The 20,302-nt window shown below is 69.4% G+C and carries 18 protein-coding genes; 8 read left to right on the plus strand and 10 right to left on the minus strand.

What is annotated here, in order from left to right; genetic code table 11:
• Nucleotides 1–118: 118 nt before the first annotated feature.
• Nucleotides 119–1,711: a phosphoglycerate dehydrogenase gene (serA, locus tag ACFRFH_RS19635; protein ID WP_382464672.1), complete on the minus strand. Its 1,593-nt coding sequence runs from the start codon at nt 1,709–1,711 to the stop codon at nt 119–121.
• A 106-nt stretch (nt 1,712–1,817) separates the two neighbouring features.
• Complete coding sequence (locus ACFRFH_RS19640) at nt 1,818–2,564, minus strand: copper homeostasis protein CutC (protein WP_382464673.1); 747 nt, start codon at nt 2,562–2,564, stop codon at nt 1,818–1,820.
• Nucleotides 2,565–2,641: 77 nt separating this feature from the next.
• On the opposite strand from ACFRFH_RS19640, the gene ACFRFH_RS19645 reads away from it, so the two are divergent.
• The gene (locus ACFRFH_RS19645; RefSeq protein WP_382460816.1) at nt 2,642–2,830 is read left to right on the plus strand and encodes a DUF1918 domain-containing protein; all 189 of its coding nucleotides are present in this window, start codon (nt 2,642–2,644) and stop codon (nt 2,828–2,830) included.
• A gap of 84 nt (nt 2,831–2,914) precedes the next feature.
• Here ACFRFH_RS19645 and ilvC read toward each other — a convergent pair whose 3' ends face one another.
• From ilvC to ilvD, 4 genes are read right to left on the minus strand one after another with little or no spacing between them, the layout of a single operon-like run.
• A complete protein-coding gene (ilvC, locus tag ACFRFH_RS19650) occupies nt 2,915–3,943 on the minus strand; it encodes a ketol-acid reductoisomerase (protein ID WP_382464674.1) in 1,029 nt (342 codons plus the stop codon).
• Between the two features lie 48 nt (nt 3,944–3,991).
• Entirely contained in the window at nt 3,992–4,501 is a 510-nt protein-coding gene (gene ilvN, locus ACFRFH_RS19655; RefSeq protein WP_185277752.1) for an acetolactate synthase small subunit, read from the minus strand.
• A gap of 5 nt (nt 4,502–4,506) precedes the next feature.
• Entirely contained in the window at nt 4,507–6,312 is a 1,806-nt protein-coding gene (locus tag ACFRFH_RS19660) for an acetolactate synthase large subunit (protein ID WP_382464675.1), read from the minus strand.
• A gap of 55 nt (nt 6,313–6,367) precedes the next feature.
• Nucleotides 6,368–8,062, minus strand: coding sequence for a dihydroxy-acid dehydratase (ilvD, locus tag ACFRFH_RS19665; protein WP_345839408.1), 1,695 nt, complete (start codon nt 8,060–8,062; stop codon nt 6,368–6,370).
• A 142-nt stretch (nt 8,063–8,204) separates the two neighbouring features.
• Between ilvD and ACFRFH_RS19670 the strand changes: the two genes are divergently transcribed.
• The 5 genes from ACFRFH_RS19670 (at nt 8,205) to ACFRFH_RS19690 (ending at nt 12,243) form a co-directional block, all read left to right on the plus strand.
• Nucleotides 8,205–8,492 carry a hypothetical protein gene (locus ACFRFH_RS19670; protein ID WP_382464676.1) on the plus strand — a complete coding sequence of 96 codons (288 nt, stop codon included), beginning with the start codon at nt 8,205–8,207 and terminating at the stop codon, nt 8,490–8,492.
• 61 nt (nt 8,493–8,553) lie between these two features.
• Nucleotides 8,554–10,281, plus strand: a complete 1,728-nt coding sequence (locus ACFRFH_RS19675) for an alpha/beta hydrolase (RefSeq protein WP_382464677.1) — start codon at nt 8,554–8,556, stop codon at nt 10,279–10,281.
• An 80-nt stretch (nt 10,282–10,361) separates the two neighbouring features.
• Complete coding sequence (locus ACFRFH_RS19680) at nt 10,362–10,829, plus strand: hypothetical protein (protein WP_382464678.1); 468 nt, start codon at nt 10,362–10,364, stop codon at nt 10,827–10,829.
• Between the two features lie 401 nt (nt 10,830–11,230).
• Nucleotides 11,231–11,695, plus strand: coding sequence for a hypothetical protein (locus ACFRFH_RS19685; RefSeq protein ID WP_382464679.1), 465 nt, complete (start codon nt 11,231–11,233; stop codon nt 11,693–11,695).
• Entirely contained in the window at nt 11,692–12,243 is a 552-nt protein-coding gene (locus ACFRFH_RS19690; RefSeq protein ID WP_382464680.1) for a hypothetical protein, read from the plus strand. The genes ACFRFH_RS19685 and ACFRFH_RS19690 overlap by 4 nt, the downstream gene beginning before the upstream one ends.
• A gap of 76 nt (nt 12,244–12,319) precedes the next feature.
• On the opposite strand, the gene otsB is transcribed toward ACFRFH_RS19690, so the two are convergent.
• Nucleotides 12,320–13,141, minus strand: coding sequence for a trehalose-phosphatase (gene otsB / locus ACFRFH_RS19695; RefSeq protein WP_382464681.1), 822 nt, complete (start codon nt 13,139–13,141; stop codon nt 12,320–12,322).
• Between the two features lie 12 nt (nt 13,142–13,153).
• The gene (otsA, locus tag ACFRFH_RS19700; protein ID WP_382464682.1) at nt 13,154–14,626 is read right to left on the minus strand and encodes an alpha,alpha-trehalose-phosphate synthase (UDP-forming); all 1,473 of its coding nucleotides are present in this window, start codon (nt 14,624–14,626) and stop codon (nt 13,154–13,156) included.
• 183 nt (nt 14,627–14,809) lie between these two features.
• Between otsA and ACFRFH_RS19705 the strand changes: the two genes are divergently transcribed.
• A complete protein-coding gene (locus tag ACFRFH_RS19705; RefSeq protein ID WP_382464695.1) occupies nt 14,810–15,724 on the plus strand; it encodes a sugar phosphate isomerase/epimerase family protein in 915 nt (304 codons plus the stop codon).
• On the opposite strand, the gene ACFRFH_RS19710 is transcribed toward ACFRFH_RS19705, so the two are convergent.
• The gene (locus tag ACFRFH_RS19710; protein WP_382464683.1) at nt 15,636–16,508 is read right to left on the minus strand and encodes an SGNH/GDSL hydrolase family protein; all 873 of its coding nucleotides are present in this window, start codon (nt 16,506–16,508) and stop codon (nt 15,636–15,638) included. The two genes, ACFRFH_RS19705 and ACFRFH_RS19710, sit on opposite strands and share 89 nt — an antisense overlap.
• A 48-nt stretch (nt 16,509–16,556) precedes the next feature.
• The gene (locus tag ACFRFH_RS19715; RefSeq protein WP_382464684.1) at nt 16,557–17,219 is read right to left on the minus strand and encodes a TetR/AcrR family transcriptional regulator; all 663 of its coding nucleotides are present in this window, start codon (nt 17,217–17,219) and stop codon (nt 16,557–16,559) included.
• Nucleotides 17,220–17,354: 135 nt separating this feature from the next.
• Here ACFRFH_RS19715 and ACFRFH_RS19720 point away from each other — a divergent pair.
• On the plus strand, nt 17,355–20,302 hold a 2,948-nt coding region (locus tag ACFRFH_RS19720), incomplete at its 3' end, for an MMPL family transporter (RefSeq protein ID WP_382464685.1).

Raw genomic sequence — 20,302 nt, forward strand, 5'->3', positions numbered from 1 at the left:
CATCCCTACGACGCAAGTCAACCGTCGAAATCGACAGCGCGCGACAAGAACTTTTCGAGGGGCACGTAAACGCCCCTAAAACCGCGTTTTAGGGGCGTTTACGTGCCCCTCGGCGGAGTTACTGCTCGGTGATGTCGATCTCTTGGAGGAGGTCGGCGTCGATCGCGACGCGGACCTTCTCCAGGAGGCCGTCCGGGACGCGCGAGTCGACGGTGAGGACGCTGAGCGCCTTGCCGCCGGCGGCGGTCCGGGCGATCTGCATCCCGGCGATGTTGATCCGCGCCTCGCCGAACTCGTGGCCGTAGACGGCGACGATGCCGGGGCGGTCGTCGTAGACCATGACGATCAGGTGCTCGGCGATCGGCACCTCCACGTCGTAGCCGTTGATCTCCACGACCTTCTCGATCTGCTTGGTGCCGGTGAGCGTGCCGGAGACCGACACCTGCGAGCCGTCGCTGAGCGCGCCGCGCAGGGTGATCAGGTTGCGGTACTCCTCGCTCACCGAGTCCGTGATGAGCCGCACCTCGATGCCGCGCTGGTCGGCGAGCAGCGGCGCGTTCACGTACGAGACCGTCTCGGAGACGATGTTCGTGAAGATGCCCTTCAGCGCCGCCAGCTTCAGCACGCTGACGTCGTAGTCGACCAGCTCGCCGCGCACCTCCACGTCGACGCTGGTCAGCGGGCTGTGGGCGAGGCCGGAGAACACCTGGCCGAGCTTCTCCACCAGCGGGATGCCCGGACGCACGTACGGGTCGATGACGCCGCCGGCGACGTTGACCGCGTCGGGCACCAGTTCGCCGGAGAGCGCGAGGCGCACCGACTTGGCCACGGACACGCCGGCCTTCTCCTGCGCCTCGTCGGTGGAGGCGCCGAGGTGCGGCGTGACGATGACGTTCTCGAGCTCCAGCAGCGGCGACTCGGTCGGCGGCTCGGTCACGAACACGTCGAGGCCGGCGCCGGCGATGCTCTTGGTGCTGAGCGCGCGGTACAGGGCGTCCTCGTCGATCAGGCCGCCGCGCGCGACGTTGACGACGAACGCCGTCGGCTTCATCTGGGCGAGCTGGTCGTCGGAGATCATCCCGGTGGTCTCCGGGGTCTTCGGCATGTGGATGGTGACGAAGTCGGCCTCGGTCAGCAGCTCGTCGAGGCTGACGAGCTGGACGCCGAGCTGCTGCGCCCGTGCGCTCGTCACGTAGGGGTCGTACGCGATAACCTTGGTGCCGAACGCCTGCAGGCGGGCCGTGATGAGCGCGCCGATGCGGCCGAGGCCGATGATGCCGACCGTCTTCTCGTAGAGCTCGACGCCGGTGTACTTGGACCGCTTCCACTGCCCCTGCGCCAGTGCGCTGTGCGCGGCCGGGATGTGCCGGGCGAGGCTCAGGATGTGACCCACGGTGAGCTCGGCGGCCGAGATGATGTTGGAGGTCGGCGCGTTGACGACCATGACGCCGGCGCTGGTGGCGGTCTTGATGTCCACGTTGTCGAGGCCCACGCCGGCGCGGGCGATGACGCGCAGCTTGTTTGCGGCGGCGATCACCTCGGCGTCGACCTTGGTGGCGGAGCGCACCAGGATGGCGTCCGCGTCGGAGACGGCGGAGAGCAGGGCCGGCCGGTCGGTTCCGTCGACGTTGCGGATCTCGAAGTCCGGCCCGAGGGCGTCGACAGTGGCGGGCGAAAGTTCTTCGGCGATCAGCACGACCGGCTTTGTCACGGTGGCAGTTCCTTACAGGGAGGCTGGCTTGGGAGAAGACGCGCAGCAGTCGTCGGTGCGCGGGTTGCTTAACTCTAGCGGGAGCGCAATGCCGCCTTTCGCCGCGTTACGACCGGGCGTCACGGACGGCGGCGACCGCCTCCCTGACCGTGATCGGGTCGGTGATGTCGTAGGCCGCGTCCCCGCCTCCGGGCCCGCTCGTCGCGCCCGACACCGTCTCACGCGCCGACAGGTGCACCGCGTCGACGCCCGCGGCGATGAGCGCGTGGATGTCCTGCACGCGCACTCCCCCGCCCGCCATCACCTGCAGCCGGCCGACGGCCCGCTGGGCCAGCGCCCGCAGCCCGTCGGCGCCGTCGATGCTGCGCGCCGCCCCGCCGGAGGTGAGGACGCGCGCGACGCCGAGCTCCGCGAGCGCGTCGGCCGCGCCGAGCGGGTCGGGGAGCGTGTCGAAGGCGCGGTGGAACGTCACGTCGAGCCCGCCGGCCTCCGCGACGAACCGGCCCACAGCCTCCCGGTCGACGCGGCCCACCTCGTCCAGGGCGCCGATGACCACGCCGTCCGCCCCGGCCTCGCGGGCGAAGCGGATGTCCGCGACGATCGTGTCGAGCTCGTCGGAGTCGTAGACGAACCCGCCCCCGCGCGGTCGCACCAGGACATGGACGAACCCGGCGCGGCCGTCCTCTCGCGCCTCCGCGACCGCGGCCCGCACGAGACCGGCGGACGGGGTCAGCCCGCCGAGCCCCAGCGCGACGCACAGCTCGATCCGGTCGGCGCCCTCCGCGAGCGCGACGCGCACCCCCGCGACATCCTGGACGGCGATCTCGACAGCGGTGCGACGGGGTTCGGGCATGCGGCCACGATAGCGGCATTCCCGCCGCCGCGGCCCGGGCGTAACGTCGGAAGCGAGGGTTCAGGGAGGAGGCCGTCATGCAGGCGACGATCGGAGACCGGATCTGCATCCGGGGCACCCATGTGGAGTCCGCCGACCGCTGGGGCGCGGTGGTCGAGGTGCGCGGCCCGGACGGCGGCCCGCCGTTCCTGGTCCGGTTCGACGACGGGCACGAGACGCTCGTCTACCCGGGCACCGACGCGGTCATCGAGCACAGCGCGGCGTAGACGGCGCGGGCGAAACGGCGGACGGGGCCGCACCGATCCTCCGGTGCGGCCCCGTCCGGGATGCCGTGACTCAGCGCGTCGCGATCAGCGCGCGACCTCGCCATCCACGTAGTCGTCGTCGTTCGACGCGTTCCACGCGAAGAGCTTGCGCAGCTCGCGGCCGGTGGCCTCGATGGGGTGCTGCTCGCCCTTCGTGCGGAGCTCGAGGAACTCGGGCGCGCCCGCGTCCTGGTCGGCGATGAAGCGCTTGGCGAAGGTGCCGTCCTGGATGTCGGAGAGCACCGCCTTCATGTTCTCCTTGACGTGCGGGTCGATGACGCGCGGGCCCGAGACGTAGTCGCCGTACTCGGCCGTGTCGGAGACGCTCCAGCGCTGCTTGGCGATGCCGCCCTCCCACATCAGGTCCACGATGAGCTTGAGCTCGTGCAGCACCTCGAAGTAGGCGACCTGCGGCTGGTAGCCGGCCTCGGTCAGGGTCTCGAAACCGTACTGGACGAGCTGCGAGACGCCGCCGCACAGGACGGCCTGCTCGCCGAACAGGTCGGTCTCGGTCTCCTCGGTGAAGGTGGTCTTGATGCCGCCGGCGCGGAGACCGCCGATTCCCTTCGCGTAGGAGAGGACGAGCGGCCAGGCGTTGCCGGTCGCGTCCTTCTCGACGGCCACGATGACGGGGACGCCGCGGCCGGCCTCGTACTCGCGGCGCACGGTGTGGCCGGGGCCCTTCGGCGCGACCATGATCACGTCGACGCCCTCGGGGGCCTCGATGTAGCCGAAGCGGATGTTGAAGCCGTGGCCGAAGACGAGGGCGTTGCCCTCCTCCAGGTTGGCCTGGATGTCGTCCTTGTAGAGGTTCCGCTGCACCTGGTCGGGCGCGAGGATGACGACGACGTCGGCCCACTTGGCGGCGTCTGCGGCGGAGAGGACGCGGAAGCCCGCCTCCTCGGCCTTCGGGGTGGACTTCGAGCCTGCCTTGAGGCCGATGACGACCTCGACGCCCGAGTCGCGGAGGTTCTGCGCGTGCGCGTGGCCCTGCGAGCCGTAGCCGATGACCGCGACCTTCTTGCCCTGGATGATCGAGAGGTCCGCGTCGTTGTCGTAGTAGATCTCAGCCACTGTGTGGGTTCTCCTTCTTGATGTGGTTCTGACGCCCGGGGTCGGGCTCTAGTTTTTGAAGACGCGCTCGGTGATGGACTTGCCGCCGCGGCCGATCGCGAGGAGGCCGGACTGCGCCATCTCCTTGATCCCGTACGGCTCCAGCACCTTGAGCAGCGCCTGGGTCTTGCCGCTGTCGCCGGTGACCTCGATCACGAGAGCATCGGTGGCCACGTCGACGACGCGGGCGCGGAAGAGGTTGACCGCCTCCAGCACCTGGGAGCGGGTCGAGTTGTCGACCCGCACCTTGATCAGCAGGTGCTCGCGCTGAACCGACTGCGCCGGGTCCAGCTCGACGATCTTGATGACGTTGATCAGCTTGTTGAGCTGCTTGGTGACCTGCTCCAGCGGCAGCTCCTCCACGTCCACCACGACGGTGATACGCGAGAGGCCGTCGACCTCGCTCGTGCCCACCGCGAGCGAGTGGATGTTGAAGCCGCGCCGCGCGAACAGGCCGGCGACCCGGGTCAGCAGACCGGGCTTGTCCTCGACGAGGAGGCTCAGAACGTGGGTGCTCATGGGGGTCACTCCTCTCCGAAGGACGGGCTGTGGTCGCGTGCGTACTGCACGTAGCTGTTGCTGACGCCCTGCGGGACCATCGGCCACACCATGGCGTCGGCGCTGACGACGAAGTCGATGACGACCGGGCGGTCGTTCGTCTCCAGCGCCAGCTTGATTGCGGCGTCCACCTCCTCCTCCTTCGTGACGCGGATGCCGAGGGCGCCGTACGCCTCGGCGAGCTTCACGAAGTCGGGCACGCGCACGGTGTCGTGGCCCGTGTTGAGGTCGGTGTTCGAGTAGCGGCCGTCGTAGAAGAGCGTCTGCCACTGCCGCACCATCCCGAGCGACGAGTTGTTGATGATCGCCACCTTGATCGGGATGTCGTTGATCGTGCAGGTGGCCAGCTCCTGGTTGGTCATCTGGAAGCAGCCGTCGCCGTCGATCGCCCACACGACGCGGTCGGGCTGGGCGACCTTCGCGCCCATCGCCGCCGGCACCGAGTAGCCCATCGTGCCGGCTCCGCCGGAGTTCAGCCACGAGTTGGGGCGCTCGTACTTGATGAACTGCGCCGCCCACATCTGGTGCTGGCCGACGCCTGCGGTGTAGATGCCCTCCGGCCCGGTCAGCTCGCCGATCCGCTGGATGACGTGCTGCGGCGCGAGCAGGCCGTCACTGGTGGGCGTGAAGCCCAGCGGGAACTCCTCGCGGAGGCCGTTGAGGTACGTCCACCACTCGACCAGGTCGGGCGCGGTCGTGCGGGTGGCCTCCTGGTAGGCCGCGGTCAGATCGACGATGACGTCCTTGGCATCGCCGACGATGGGGACGTCGGCGACCCGGATCTTGGAGATCTCGGCGGGGTCGACGTCGACGTGCACGATCTTCGCGTCGGGCGCGAAGAGGGAGGTGTTACCGGTGACCCGGTCGTCGAAGCGCGCGCCGAGCGAGATGATCAGGTCGGACTCCTGCAGCGCGAGCACGGCGGGCACCGTCCCGTGCATGCCGGGCATCCCGAGGTGCTGCTTGTGGGTGTCGGGGAACGCTCCCCGTGCCATCAGCGTGGTCACGATGGGGATGCCGGTCGCCTCGGCGAGCTCCAGGAGCTCCTGCGAGGCGCGCGAGCGGATGACACCGCCGCCGACGTACAGCACCGGCTTCTTCGACTCGACCATGAGCTGCGCCGCGGCGAGGATCTGCTTGCCGTGCGCCTTGGTGATCGGCCGGTAGCCGGGCAGGTCGATCTTGGGCGGCCAGACGAACGGCACCTTGTTCTGCTGGGCGTCCTTGGTGATGTCCACCAGCACCGGGCCCGGTCGTCCCGTCCCGGCGATGTGGTACGCCGCGGCGATCGTGGCCGGGATGTCCTCGGCCTTCTTGACCAGGAAGGAGTGCTTCGTGATCGGCATGGTGATGCCGACGATGTCGGCCTCCTGGAACGCGTCCGTGCCCATCAGCGTGGAGAACACCTGGCCGGTGATGAACACGACGGGGACGGAGTCCATGTGCGCGTCCATGATCGCGGTGACGAGGTTGGTCGCGCCGGGGCCGGAGGTCGCCAGGGCGACGCCGACCTTGTTGGAGGCCACGGCGTAGCCTTCGGCCGCGTGGCCGCCGCCCTGCTCGTGCCTGACCAGGATGTGACGGATCTTGGACGAGTCCATGATCGCGTCGTAGATGGGGAGGATCGCACCGCCGGGCAGCCCGAAGGCGTCGGTGACGCCGAGGAGCTCGAGGGTGCGGACGACCGACTGGGAGCCGGTCAGGATTTCGGGCGACGCCTTTCCGGGCGCCGCGGGGGGCAACACTGAACTGGGGGTTGCATCCGGCGTCATGCCTTATCGATCCCTTACGTGCGAAGCGGTTGATGAATCTGAATGAGGCGAAGGGCTACCCCGTGACCGCGCCCTCCGCAGCGGAGTGCACGAGCTTGGAGTACTTCGCGAGAACGCCACGGGTATAGCGCGGAGGAAGGGGCGCCCAGCCGTCACGGCGGGCGGTCAGCTCTGACTCGTCGACAAGTAGGTCGAGGGAGCGAGCCGCGATATCGACCCGTATCAGATCACCATCGCGCACGAAGGCGATGGGACCTGCGTCCACCGCTTCGGGTGCTATGTGGCCGATGCACAGGCCGGTTGTGCCGCCTGAGAATCGTCCGTCCGTCAATAGTAGTACATCCTTGCCGAGCCCTGCGCCCTTGATGGCGGCGGTGATCGCGAGCATCTCGCGCATCCCCGGTCCGCCCTTCGGACCTTCGTAGCGGATGATGACGACGTCGCCGGCGTTGATGCGGCCCTCGGTCAGCGCGTCCATCGCGCCGCGCTCGCGCTCGAACACGCGGGCCGGCCCTTCGAACACGTCGGCGTCGAAGCCGGCCGTCTTCACGACCGCGCCCTCCGGAGCGAGCGAGCCCTTGAGGATGGTGAGGCCGCCGGTGGGGTGAATCGGGTTGTCGAGCGAGCGCATGACGTTGCCGTCCGGCGCGGGCGGGTTGATCTCCGCCAGGTTCTCGGCGACGGTCTTGCCCGTCACTGTGAGGCAGTCGCCGTGCAGCAGGCCCGCGTCGAGCAGGGCCTTCATGACGACGGGGACGCCGCCGTGCCGGTCGACGTCGTTCATCACGTACTTGCCGAACGGCTTGAGGTCGCCGATGTGCGGCACCTTGTCGCCGATCCGGTTGAAGTCGTCGATGGTGAGCTCGACCTCGGCCTCGTTCGCGATCGCCAGCAGGTGGAGGACGACGTTGGTCGAGCCGCCGAACGCCATCGCGACGGCGATCGCGTTCTCGAACGCCTTCTTGGTGAGGATGTCGCGCGCGGTGATCCCCTGCTTGAGCAGGTTGACCACGGCCTCGCCCGAGCGGTGGGCGAAGTAGTCGCGGCGCCGGTCGGCCGAGGGCGGAGCGGCCGAGCCGGGGAGGCTCATCCCGAGCGCCTCGGCGACGGAGGCCATCGTGTTGGCGGTGTACATGCCGCCGCAAGCGCCCTCGCCCGGGGCGATGGCGCACTCGATGCGCTTGAGGTCCTCCTCGCTCATCTTGCCGGCCTTGCACGCGCCGACCGCCTCGAACGAGTCGATGATCGTGACGTCCTTCTCGGTGCCGTCGCTGAGCTTCACCCAGCCCGGCGCGATGGAGCCCGCGTAGAGGAAGACGGCGGAGAGGTCGAGCCGGGCGGCCGCCATGAGCATGCCGGGCAGCGACTTGTCGCAGCCCGCGAGCAGCACGGTGCCGTCGAGCCGCTCGGCCATCATGACCGTCTCGACGGAGTCGGCGATGACCTCGCGCGAGACCAGCGAGAAGTGCATGCCCTCGTGGCCCATCGAGATGCCGTCGGAGACCGAGATGGTGCCGAACTGGAGCGGGTAGCCGCCTCCGGAGTGCACGCCCTCCTTGGCGCCCTGCGCGAGCCGGTCGAGCGAGAGGTTGCACGGCGTGATCTCGTTCCACGAGCTGGCGATGCCGATCTGCGGCTTCTCCCAGTCCGCGTCGCCCATGCCGACGGCCCGCAGCATCCCGCGGCTGGTCGTGGCTTCGATTCCGTCCGTTACCACGCGCGAACGCGGTTTCCAATCGATCTCTGGCATGTGACCACTCTAGAACCGTTTGGATGCCGGTCCGGCCATGAGTCGGAAGCGGTGGACAAGCCCGAAATCGACCGTTTCGTATGAAATTGACATCTTCCATTGCAGTTACGGATATCGTTTCCTCATCACGGATGGAGGCGATGTGGGAACGACGGTCGGAGCCGACACGGAGCATCTCCGGGCGAGCGCGCAGACACTGGCCGAGGCGAACCAGGACCGCCGCGGCCCCCTCATCGACCCGGACGGCGTCGGCTCACAGCGTTCGGCGAGCGCTCTGGAGCGCTTCGACGGGTACTGGCATCCCGGCCGCCTCGCACTGATGGACAGCGTCGACGCCCTCGCGCACGTCCTCCGCACCGCGGCGAACGCGTTCGAGCGGCGGGACGCCGAGGACGCGAAGGCGTTCGGGGGTGCCGCGCGTGCGTTCTAGTGGGTGGGACTGGTCACCCGTCGGGCTCGACGCGGACCCGACGCCGGGGTCGGTGGAGTCGGTGGAGTCGCTCGCGTCGGAACTCGGGGCGACGGCCGAGCGGATGTGGCGTCAGTCCAACGCGTTGTACGGCGTGCACGCCACGATCGCGGCGCCGTACTGGTCGGGCGTCGCTGCGGAGGTGTTCGCCGAAAGGCTGAGGCGCGTCATCGAGGGCCTCAGGGCCGCCTCCGCCTGCCACCGCGAAGGCGCGGACGCCGCGCGCTCCTGGTCGGGGGCGATGTCGGAGGCGCAGCGTGAGGCCGACCGGGCGCTGGGGGACGCCCAGTCCGCCCTCGCGCTGGCTGAGGCCTCGGGCGCGGACGCGCAACTGCGCCTGGAGGAGGCACGCGCGCGGGCGCGGACCGCCAGGGACCAGTACGAGACCGCCGAAGAAACGTTCGTCCGGCGCCTGGACGCCACCCTGTACGGCGCACTCCCCCACGCGACCATGCCCGAGCTCGAGGACTTCGTCGGGGTCTTCGGGACGCTGACCGGAGTCGAGACCACTGCGCGGCCACGGCTGCTGGACCTCCTCACCTCCCTCACCCTGGAACAGCTCGGGAAGCTGCTCGCCGAGGACCCGAAGCTCGCCCAGCGGTTCTGGGACGACCCGCCGCCGCCGGAGCGGGTGGCGTCCTGGTGGAAGGGGTTGTCGTCGGACCTCCGGGAAGCGTGGTGTCAATCCGCGCCGACGATCATCGGCAACCTCCCCGGTCTGGATGCGGAGACACGTATCCACGCGAACATGATCCAGTTCCGGCGGGATCTTTATGACGCGAGCATTGCGCCGGACTCGCCGCAAGGGATCGTGTTGCGGGACATTCTGACGGCGCTCGACGTGCAGAAGTTCTCGGGCCCGTGGCTCGACTACGAGAGGCTCACGAAAGAGCAGTGGCCGGCGCGCGGGCTGCTGGCCTACAACCTCCTTCACCGTCCACCACTGGCAGCAGTCGCGATCGGCGAGACCAGCGCCGAGAGGTCGGGGAAGATCACCTGGACGGTGCCCGGAATGAACAGCGGGCTCGGAGAACCCGGTCGTCTGACGGGCTGGACCGACACAATCATCAACGTCTACAAAGAGCAGAATTCACTGGAGCGCGGTGTTGACCACCTGGTGGTGGCCTGGATCGGCTACGACTCGCCTGCCGACCTGACCGTCCTCGAAGGTGACCGAGCGCGAGCAGGGGGCACCCGCTTGTCCCACGAGCTGGACGGCCAGTGGGCGGCCGACACCATCCTCAGCGGCAACCCCGCTCCGCATACCGCCGTCGTTGGCCACTCCTACGGCACCACCGTGGTGGCCAACGCGGTCAGCGACCTGAGCCACAACGTGCAGTCCGTCGTTTTGCTGGCCTCTGCCGGAGTCGAAAAGGACATTCCCAACGTGGGCGCTCTGCACGTCGACGGCGGCGGACAGAACGTCTATGCCAGCCAGTCGTCGCGCGACAGCGTCGCCGATACGGGTCGTGGGTTGTCCGGGCGCAACGACCCCAGAGACGACTCGTTCGGGGCGCGTCGGTTCTCCTCCGAGGGCGACCACGTCCACGGCTTCGAACCCACCGACGGGCACGACCCCAGCGGCTACGGGACGGACAACGGTGGCCTGTTCGATCCGCACGCGACCAAGGGTCACGGCTACCTGAATCGGAAGACCGAGGCGCTCCGCAACACCGCGGCAGCCAGCCTCGGGCTCGACAATCGGATCAACGGCGGCGCCACCAACCCCGGAAACGGCAAGAAGCAATGACACGCCGCAACATGAGAGGCGCATTCACCGCGATTTTGATCGTGTTCGCACTGACCGGCTGCTACTCGCCAGGAGGAATCATGACCGACTCCAATCACGACGCCCTCCGCCCACCCAACGGACTCTCCACCAAAACCCACGCCGAACTCCTCGACGAAACCATCGCGCAGACCAACGACCTCGTCCAACTCCTGGGCGGCGAATGGCTGTACCCCGGAGGACCGCGACCGAAAGCCTTCGACCCCACCGATCGAACCGGATGGCGGCACCTCGTCGCCTGCGACATGAATGCAGTCGCCGAGCAGTACTCCATCTACATTTCTCAGGTGAGACCGATCGAGGACCCACTGGCGGTGATCGACCGCGTTCGCTCGCACTGGATGAATCGCGGCTACAAGGTCGATCAACTGGGCCCGAACGAGGCGGACGACCAGGTCTACGTCGAGATCGGCGTCGATTTCGAGCACAACGGCGTGCTGACATTCAACGCCAGCACCACGGGAATGGCCATCTGGAACAGTAGCGAGTGCGTCGCGATCGAGAACTGAACGCCCTCAGCCCTCGCGCGACGCCGCCAGAGCCCCGCGCGCATCCGCCAAACGTGTACGCCAGCCAGTCGTCGCACGACAGCGTCGCTGACACTAGCCAATCGTCGCGCGACAGCGTCGCCGACACCGGTCGTGGGCTCTCCGGGCGCAAAGACCCCGAGACGACTGTACGGGCCACGGTTCGGCCCCCACGCCACTATGGGACACGGCTACCTCGACAGAGGCACCGAAGCTGTTCGCAATGCCGCCGCAGCCAGCCTCGGGCTCGACACCGAAATCAACGGCGGCGTCAGCACTTCCGCAACTAGGAAGCCGAAATGAAACGCCACGCCAGCACGAGCGCCTTCGTCTCGTTGTTATTAGTCGCGAGCCTGACCGGCTGCGTCTCACCAGGAGGAGTCATGAGCAACCCCAACGATGACGTTCTCGCCCTACCCAACGGGCTCTCCGCCAAATCCCGCGCCGAACTCCTTGACGAAACCGTCCAACAGACCAACGGCCTCGTCCAGCTCCTGGGCGGCGAATGGCTCGACTCGGGGTCACCGCCCAGCGCATTCGACTCCACTGATCCTTCCGCATGGCGGCATCCCGACCCCTGCGACATGAACGGTGTCGCCGAGCAATACTCGGTCTTCATTTCTCAAGTGAGACCCATCGAGGACCCGACAGCGGTGATCGACCGCGTGCGCTCGTACTGGAAGGGGCTCGGCTACGCGGTCGGCCAAATGGCCGGGAGCGATGCCGATAACGGACACGACACACAACTCAACGTGGCGCTGGAGCACAAAGCGGCCCTTCAGTTCAACGCAAGCACGACGGGAATGGTCATCTGGATCAGCAGCGAGTGCGTCGCGATAGACGGATGAGCGCGCGCTCTGCGCTCAGGTCAGCCTCAACGACCGTCGCCATCCTCGCGTTGCTGACCGGATGTGCACACCTGACCGACCCCAACCACGACGCACTCCGCCCACCCGACGGACTCTCCACCAAAACCCACGCCGAACTCCTCGACGAAACCATCGCGCAGACCAACGACCTCGTCCAATTCCTCGGCGGCGAGTGGACCTACCTCGGGTCGAAAGCGAGAGCCTTCGACCCCACCGACCGAACCGGCTGGCGACACCTCGTCCCCTGCGACATGCACGGTATCGCGGAGCAGTACTCGATCAACCTCGTTCAAGACGCGCCAGCGGGCACCGAGATCGACCCGTTCCCACCGGTAGCCAAGGTGCGCGCCCGCTGGGAAAACCTCGGCCATACAATCCATCAAATCGGCCCAGCCGAGCGTTCCCAGACCCACGCGCACTCCATCGGTATCGACTTCGCGTACAAGGCGGGTCTCGAATTCTTCGCGAGCAACGAATTGTTGAGCATCTCCGTCCAAAGCGAGTGCTTTGGTTCGTCGCAGCAATGACACCCAGCCGGCTCATCAGGGTCGCCCGGACGGCACCACCCGTCCTCGCCCGGACGGTGGTCCTGTCACTCCGCGTTTATGCTTCCGCCGACGCCGCCCGCGCTCCGCGCGCATCCGCCAGCAGCCCCAGCAGCACCGCGACCGCACGCTCGTCCGCCACGCGGAACTGCGCCGCCGTCTCACCGTCCCCCACCTTGATCCCAAGGTCACCGTCCTCCGGGCGCAGCACGGCGAACCCATCCTCGTCCGTCACGTCGTCGCCCGCGAAGAGCACCGCGGTCGCCTTCGTGTACTCGCGCAACCGCTCGATGCCGTCGCCCTTGTTCGCGCCGCGGACCGAGAACTCGATGATGTCTTTGCCGTCCCGGATGGTCAGCGCATCGCTGACCGAGGCCGCCGCCTCGTAGGCGCGGGCGACGACGGCCGCGCCTTCCTCTCCCTCCAGCAGGCGGTAGTGGACGCCGTAACCGACCGGCTTGACCTCCAGGCGGGTTCCGGGGACGCTGTCGACCAGCGCGCCGAGCTTCTCGCCCAGCTGCTCGAGGGTCGCGCGCTCCTCGTCGCTCAGGTCCAGGGAGACGCCGTCCCGGCCGAAGCGGATCTCCACGCCGTGGGAGCCGATGAGCAGGGCGTCCTCGTCGGCCTCGGTGACGATCTCCAGGCTGGACAGTGGCCGGCCGGAGACGAATCCCACCCAGGTGCCCGGCAGGGCCTCGAGGCGGTCGAGGGCGGCCTTGGCCTCCGGGAGGGCACGGGCGGATTTGGGCGTGTCGACGAACGGGGCGAGCGTGCCGTCGAAGTCGAGCGCGAGGAGGAGCCGCTCGGCGCCCGCGAGCCGCGCGACGGCGGTGGCGAGGGCGATGGCGGCGGGCTGGGCGGAGGGTGCGGAGTCTGTCATCGGGCTCTCGGGTCAGCGCCGGTTGACCGGCGGGTTCTGCAGGGGGTGATCGCCGTGGGCGCTGCGGGTGAGCGCCTCCAGGAAGCTGGCGGACCAGCGGGCGACGTCGTTGGTGAGCACCTTCTTGCGCAGGGCGCGCATGCGGCGCACGCGGTCGCGCTTCGGCATCGCGACCGCCTGCAGGATGGTGTCCTTCAGGCCCTCGATGTCGTGCGGGTTGATCAGGAGGGCCTGGCGCAGCTCGTCGGAGGCGCCGGCGAACTCGCTGAGCACCAGCACGCCGTCCTCGTCGACACGGGTCGCCACGTACTCCTTGGCCACCAGGTTCATGCCGTCGCGCAGGGCGGTCACGAGCATGACGTCGGCCGCGAGGTAGAGCGCGACCATCTCCTCCTTGGGGTAGCCGTGGTGGAGGTAGGCGACGGCCGTGTGGCCGAGCGTGGCGTAGTCGCCGTTGATGCGTCCGACGGTGAGCTCGATCTCGTCGCGGAGCTGGCGGTACGTCTCGACGCGCTCGCGGCTGGGGCTCGCCACCTGCACGAGTGTGACGTCCTCCACGCTCAGGCCGTCGTCGCGCAGCAGCTCGCCGAAGGCCTTCAGCCGGTGGCCGATGCCCTTGGTGTAGTCGAGCCGGTCGACGCCGAGCATGATCGTCTCGGGGTTGCCGAGCTCCTGGCGGATCTCCTTGGCGCGCTCCTGGATGGCGGGGCGGCGGGCGAGCTCCTGGTACGCGTCGGCGTCGATGGAGATCGGGAAGGCCCGCGCCAGCACCGTGCGGACGAGGCCGCCGTGCTTGTTGGTCGTCACATGCCGGTGCGAGCCCGCCTCCGGGTCGTCGCTGTCGATCGGCACCTCGATGATGGGGCCGCGGGTCTCGTAGCCTTTCAGCCGCCGAATCGCACGCGAGAAGTTGCCCGCGTCGGCCACCCGCTGGAAGCCGATGACGTCGGCGCCGAGGAGGCCGTCGATGATCTGGCGCCGCCACGGCAGCTGCGAGTAGATGCCGTACGGCGGGAACGGGATGTGGTTGAAGAACCCGATGACCAGGTCCGGCCGCACCTCCCGCAGCATCGCGGGGACGAGCTGCAGCTGGTAGTCGTGCACCCAGACCACCGCACCATGCGCGGCGGCGCCCGCTGCCGCATCGGCGAACCGCCGGTTGACGCGCACGTAGCTGTCCCACCACTCGCGGTGATAGCTCGGCTGCGCGATGACGTCGTGGTACAGCGGCCAGAGGGTGTCGTTGGAGAAGCCTTCGTAGTACTCCTGCAGCTCCTGCTCGCTGAGCGCGACGGGGAGGATGCTGATGCCGTCGGCCTCGAAGGGCTCGATCTGCTCGCCCGCGACGCCGGCCCAGCCGACCCAGACGCCGTCCTCGGCGCGCATGACCGGCTGCAGGGCGGTGACCAGACCGCCCGGCGAGGGCCGCCAGGTCGCCTGTCCAGCCTCGTCGACCACGCGGTCCACCGGCAGTCGGTTGGACACGATCACCAGGTCGTACGTATCGGTTGCTGAAGCTTCGGACGTCTGGCTGATGGTGGGTCAACTCCCCCAGTTGATGCGATTGCTTGCCTGCCACAGTACCAGCGCCCGCCGCCGGCGGCTCCGGCTCGCGTTCCCTCCCAGGACACTGCTCGTTCAGGCGCCGTGGTTAGAGTGGCGGTCGTGATGCGCATCGGCATGGGCACGACCTGCGTCTACCCGCTCGGGGTCGAGACGGCCTTCCGCACGGCCGCCGAGCTGGGCTACGACGGCGTGGAGGTCATGGTCACCCGCGACGACCGGACGCAGTCGGCCGAGCCCCTCCGCAGGCTCGCCGAGCGCTACGGCACCCGCATCCTGAGCGTGCACGCGCCCGTCCTGCTACTGACGCACTTCGTCTGGGGGCGCGATCCCGGCGTGAAGCTGGAGCGGTCGGCCGAGCTCGCCGCGGAGCTGGGCGCCGACACGGTCGTCGTGCATCCGCCGTTCCGCTGGCAGTCCGGCTACGCGGAGGACTTCCTCGGCCTCGTCCGGTCGACCGCCGCGCGCACCGGCGTGACCGTCGCGGTCGAGAACATGTTCCCGTGGAAGGTCGCCGGCCGGTCGATGGCCGGCTACGTCCCGCACTGGAACCCGGTCGGGATGGACTGCGACGCCGTCACCCTCGACTTCTCGCACGCCGCACTGAGCGGTGTGGACGGGCTGGACATCGCGGACCAGCTCGGCGGGAGGCTGCGGCACGTCCACCTGTGCGACGGCTCCGGTCCGCTGGACGACTCGCGCGTCTTCGACGAGCACCTCATCCCCGGCCGGGGCAGCCAGCCGGTCGCCGAGGTGCTGCGCTCGCTCGCGGCCGCGGGCTGGGACGGCTCGATCGTCGCGGAGGTGAACACCCGGAAGGCCCGCGACGCCGGCGAGCGGGCGGCGATGCTCCGCGAGACGCTGGAGTTCGCGCGCACCAACATCGACGGCGGCGACCACCTCGCCGAGGAGGCGGCGGAGGACGAGCCCGCTACTTCGCCCGGCCCAGCAGCCGCCCCAGCGCCTTCGCGTACTGCGCGTAGCCCGCTGCGGTCGGGTGGAAGGCGTCGATCCCGCTGAGGTTCAGCCACGGCTTCTTCGAGCCGATGCCGTGCCCGGCGAAGTCGACGCCGACGTAGGTCATCGGCACCCCCTGCGCCCGCTGGCTGTCCACGACGTCCGAGATGGTCTGGTTGAGGCCGAGGGTGGCCGCGTTGATCGCGGTGTCCGTTCCGAAGCTCGGCGACTTCGGGTCGTAGTTGTCGAACACCACCGCGTAGCCGGTGACGACGATCCGGGCGTTCGGGGCGGCGAGGTGGATGGCGCCGTAGACCGCCGCCAGGCGCTCCGGGAGGACGTTGAGCAGCGACAGCGCCGAGGAGACGCCGTTGCGGCAGGCGACCGCCTTCCCCGACGAGCACTCCGCCGCGATGGCGGCGACGCCGAGGTCGTTGCCGCCGATGCTCACGGTCACCAGGTTCGTCCGGTCGTCCAGGGCGATGAGCTGGTGCTTGAGGAGGTCGGAGGTCGTCGCTCCCGCGCACGAGGCGTTGACGACCAGGTCGACTCCGGAGTCGCGGGTGAACACGCTCGGGTAGCTGAACGGGCTGGAGCGGCACTTGCCGGTCTCGTCTCCCGCGCCCATCCCGGCGGCGAACGAGTCGCCGAGCGCGACATACCGGGTCTGCGCCGTGAGCGCCTGCTTCGGGAACGGGTCGTGGGTCGACTTCGGCGACGGCGTGGCGCTCGCGGCCGCACCGGGCGTCGCCTCCGGATTCGCCGGCGCGGCGCAGGCGGCCACGACCAGCAGCACGGCCGCGCACAGCGCGGTCGCGAGGGCCGGACGGAGCAGTCGAGGACGCATCGAGCACACGTTACCGGGTGATGCTCGGCGTTCGATCAAACCGGCAGATCAGACCCGCTCGGTGAGGGCAAGCAGGATCGCGGGGACCGACTCCGAGAGCCGCTCGGCGAACTTCCGCTCGTCGCCGGAGAGCAGCGCCCTGGCCTCCCCGTTGGCGCACAGCTCGGCGATGACGCGCACCGCCTCCTCCGGGTCGATGGTGAACCGGCGGCGGGCGCTCGCGAGCGCGGCGACGACCGTCTCGGTGAGCTCCTGGAAGAAGCCGTCCTGGTAACGCAGGAAGTCCGCGGAGATGGCCGGGTCGCGCAGGGCGAGCAGCAGGAACTCCGACTGCACCAGCCACCAGCGCCGGTCGTCGGACTGCAGCTCGAGGATGCGGGTGATCGTGCGGAGGACATCGGCGTCGTCGAGCTCGACGCCGCCGGTGCCGACCAACGGCCGCAGGAACTGCTCCACGCCGGCGTCGAGCTGCTCCAGGCGCAGCGTCTTCTCGCGCTCCATCAGGGCGAAGAAGAGCTCCTCCTTGCTGGAGAAGTTGGAGTAGAACGCGCCCCGCGTGAAGCCCGCGGCCTCGGCGATGGTCTCGACGCTCGCGGCCTTGACGCCCTGCTCGGCGAAGACGTCGAAGGCGGCGTCGAGGAGGCGGGTGCGGGTGCGCTGCCGGCGTGCGGACTCGACGGGCGCGTCGTCTCTGAGAGCCGTGCTGTTCAAGCTGAAACCTTCCTGTGCCGAGTTCCCGATACACGAGTGTATCCGATACAGTCGGGGATCGGATACGACGGTGTATCGAAACCCTTTCGACGGTCGCCCCCGCGCCGTCGTTCACTTTTCACTGCTGGAGAACGCGTGTCCTCGCTCCTGTATTCGATCGGCCGCTGGGCCTTCCGCGCCCGCAAGCTGGTCCTGGCGATGTGGCTGCTGCTGCTCGTCCTCCTCGCCGGCGGCGCCGTCGCCTTCAACCAGGGCACGGACAACACGTTCAGCATCCCCGGCACGGAGTCCCAGGAGGCGCTCGACACGCTGAGTCGGACCTTCCCGCAGGTCAGCGGCACCAGCGCGCAGATCGTCGTCGTGGCGCCGAAGGGCGAGACGGTCGACCAGGCCGCGATCCAGGACCCGGTGGAGAGCACCGTCGCCGACCTCGCGAAGACCGACGGCGTCGCCGGCACGACCTCCCCGTACAGCACGACGGTCAAGAACCTGATCTCGGACGACCGCACGGCCGCGATCATCACCGTGCAGCTCCACGGTCAGCAGACCACCGTCACAGCGGAGACCAAGACCGCGATCAAGGACGCGGGCGCAGCGCTGCAGAAGGAGCTGCCGTCCGGCTCGCAGACCGCGGTCGGCGGCCAGCTGTTCTCCCAGAGCCTGCCGACGATCTCGCCGACGGAGGGCGTCGGGCTGCTGATCGCGATCGTGGTGCTGATCATCACGTTCGGGTCGATCCTCGCGGCCGGGATGCCGCTCGCCACCGCCCTGCTCGGGGTGGGGCTGTCGATGGCGCTGATCTTCCTCGCGACGCTGTTCGGGCCGATCTCGTCGACCACTCCCCTGCTGGCCCTGATGCTCGGGCTGGCGGTCGGGATCGACTACTCACTGTTCATCATCTCCAGACATCAGAGCCAACTGAAGGCGGGCGTCGATCCGGAGGAGTCCGCCGCCCGCGCGGTGGCGACGGCGGGGTCCGCGGTGCTCTTCGCGGGGATCACGGTGATCATCGCGCTGGCCGGGCTCGCGGTCGCGGGCATCCCGTTCCTGACCACGATGGGGCTGGCGGCGTCGGTCGCGGTCGGCATCGCGGTGCTCGTCGCGCTCAGCCTGACGCCGGCGTTCCTCGGTTTCGCCGGGGCGCGGATCACGCCGGGTCACCGCGCGGTCAAGCGGGCCGAGCGTGCGGCGAAGCGTGCGGCGGCGGCGGAGCCCGCGGGCGCGGAGGCCGCAACGCAAGTCCAGGAGCCGGTGACGCGCGCCAACCCGTCGCTCGCGCACGCCGCGAAGGCCGACATCCCGAAGGGGCCCTTCCGGACTTGGGTGCGCGCCGTCACGCGATTCCCGATCGTGACCGTGCTGGCCGTCGTGGTCGTCCTCGGCATCGCTGCCGTGCCCGCGCTGCAGCTCCGCCTCGCCCTCCCGGACGCCGGGTCGCATCCCAAGAACGATCCGGCGCGCATCGCCTACGACCTGGTGTCGGAGCACTTCGGCCCCGGCTACAACGGCCCGCTGATCGTGACCGGCTCGATCATCTCCAGCCACGACCCGCTCGGGCTGATGAAGAAGCTCGGCGCGGAGATCGCCGACCTCCCGGGCGTCGCCGCGGTCCCGCTGTCCACGCCGAACCAGAACGCGGACACCGGCATCGTGCAGGTCGTCCCGACCACCGGGCCGGACGATCCGCGCACCGCGCAGCTCGTCTCCGAGCTGCGGTCGAAGCATCAGCACTTCCTCGACGAGTACGGCGTCGACCTCAAGGTGACCGGGACGACCGCGGCCCAGATCGACGTCTCCAGCCGGCTCGCCGGCGCGCTGCTGCCGTTCGGCATCCTCGTCGTCGGGCTCTCCCTCGTACTGCTGACGATGGTCTTCCGCTCGATCGCCGTACCGATCAAGGCCGCGCTCGGCTACCTGCTGTCGGTCGGCGTCGCCTTCGGCGCGGTCACGGCGGTGTTCGAGTGGGGCTGGTTCGGGGATGCGGTGCACCTGGACAAGACCGGGCCGGTGATCAGCTTCATGCCGATCATCCTGATGGGCGTGCTGTTCGGGCTGGCGATGGACTACGAGGTCTTCCTGGTCAGCCGCATCCGTGAGGACTACGTGCACGGCGGCGATGCGCGCCGGGCCATCCAGAGCGGCTTCGTCGGTTCGGCCAAGGTCGTCACTGCCGCGGCCATCATCATGATCTCGGTGTTCGCGGCGTTCGTGCCGGAAGGCGACGCGTCGATCAAGCCGATCGCGCTCGGCCTCGCCGTCGGCGTCTTCGTGGACGCGTTCATCGTGCGGATGACGCTCGTCCCCGCGGTGCTGCAACTCCTCGGCGACAAAGCCTGGTGGATGCCGCGCTGGCTCGACCGCGTGCTCCCCTCCTTCGACGTGGAGGGCGACGGTCTGCAGAAGGAGCTGGAGCTGGCCGACTGGCCGGCGCCGGGCTCCCGGAGCATCGCCGCGGCGGACGGCCTGTCGGTCAGCGCGCGGCGGACGCCGATCCTGCGTGACGTGAGCTTCCGGCTCGCCGACGGGGAGGCCCTGGTCGTGCACGGACCGGACCGCACGGCCGCCCTCGCGCTGCTGATGGCGATCACCGGCCGCACGCGCGTCGGCGGCGGGACGGTCAAGGTCGCCGGCTTCGTCCTCCCGACCCGCGGCTCTGCCGTGCGCTCGCGGACCTCCGTGGTCCGGCTCGACCACGCCGAGACGCCGGTGGAGGACGTGCGCCGCGCGCTCGCGAGCTCCCCGGTCATCCTCGCCCTCGACGCCGCCGACAGCCTGACCGACCCCGTCGAGCGGCGGCGCGTGCGGGTCGAGCTGGGGCGCGCGTTCGCCGACGCGTCGGCCGCCGGCCGGCCGTTCGCGCTGGTCGTGAGCTGCGTCGACCCGTCCGGGCTGGACGACCTGCTCCCCGACACCGCCGAGCCCACCACCGTGCAGCTCGCCGTCGACTCCGACGGGGCGGCGCACGGCTCCGCCTCCCCTCCCTCGGGGGGGGGGCCCGCGGCGCCGGGGCACACAGCCGCCCCGCCCCCCCCCCGACAACGCGCCGCCGCGGGGACCCCCCCCCGCCCCCCCCCCCCCCCGCC

This window comes from Leifsonia sp. NPDC056824, from assembly GCF_042789575.1.
In the GTDB taxonomy this organism is placed as follows: Bacteria; Actinomycetota; Actinomycetes; order Actinomycetales; family Microbacteriaceae; genus Leifsonia.

Excerpts from the sequence above, each read along its gene's own strand:
- ACFRFH_RS19705 (WP_382464695.1), top strand. The coding sequence starts at position 14,810 with ATGCGCATCGGCATGGGCACGACCTGCGTCTACCCGCTCGGGGTCGAG.
- ACFRFH_RS19690 (WP_382464680.1), top strand. The coding sequence starts at position 11,692 with ATGAGCGCGCGCTCTGCGCTCAGGTCAGCCTCAACGACCGTCGCCATC.
- ilvN (WP_185277752.1), bottom strand. The coding sequence starts at position 4,501 with ATGAGCACCCACGTTCTGAGCCTCCTCGTCGAGGACAAGCCCGGTCTG.
- ACFRFH_RS19660 (WP_382464675.1), bottom strand. The coding sequence starts at position 6,312 with ATGACGCCGGATGCAACCCCCAGTTCAGTGTTGCCCCCCGCGGCGCCC.
- ACFRFH_RS19645 (WP_382460816.1), top strand. The coding sequence starts at position 2,642 with ATGCAGGCGACGATCGGAGACCGGATCTGCATCCGGGGCACCCATGTG.
- ACFRFH_RS19680 (WP_382464678.1), top strand. The coding sequence starts at position 10,362 with ATGACCGACTCCAATCACGACGCCCTCCGCCCACCCAACGGACTCTCC.
- ACFRFH_RS19710 (WP_382464683.1), bottom strand. The coding sequence starts at position 16,508 with ATGCGTCCTCGACTGCTCCGTCCGGCCCTCGCGACCGCGCTGTGCGCG.
- ACFRFH_RS19685 (WP_382464679.1), top strand. The coding sequence starts at position 11,231 with ATGAGCAACCCCAACGATGACGTTCTCGCCCTACCCAACGGGCTCTCC.
- otsB (WP_382464681.1), bottom strand. The coding sequence starts at position 13,141 with ATGACAGACTCCGCACCCTCCGCCCAGCCCGCCGCCATCGCCCTCGCC.
- ilvD (WP_345839408.1), bottom strand. The coding sequence starts at position 8,062 with ATGCCAGAGATCGATTGGAAACCGCGTTCGCGCGTGGTAACGGACGGA.
- ACFRFH_RS19640 (WP_382464673.1), bottom strand. The coding sequence starts at position 2,564 with ATGCCCGAACCCCGTCGCACCGCTGTCGAGATCGCCGTCCAGGATGTC.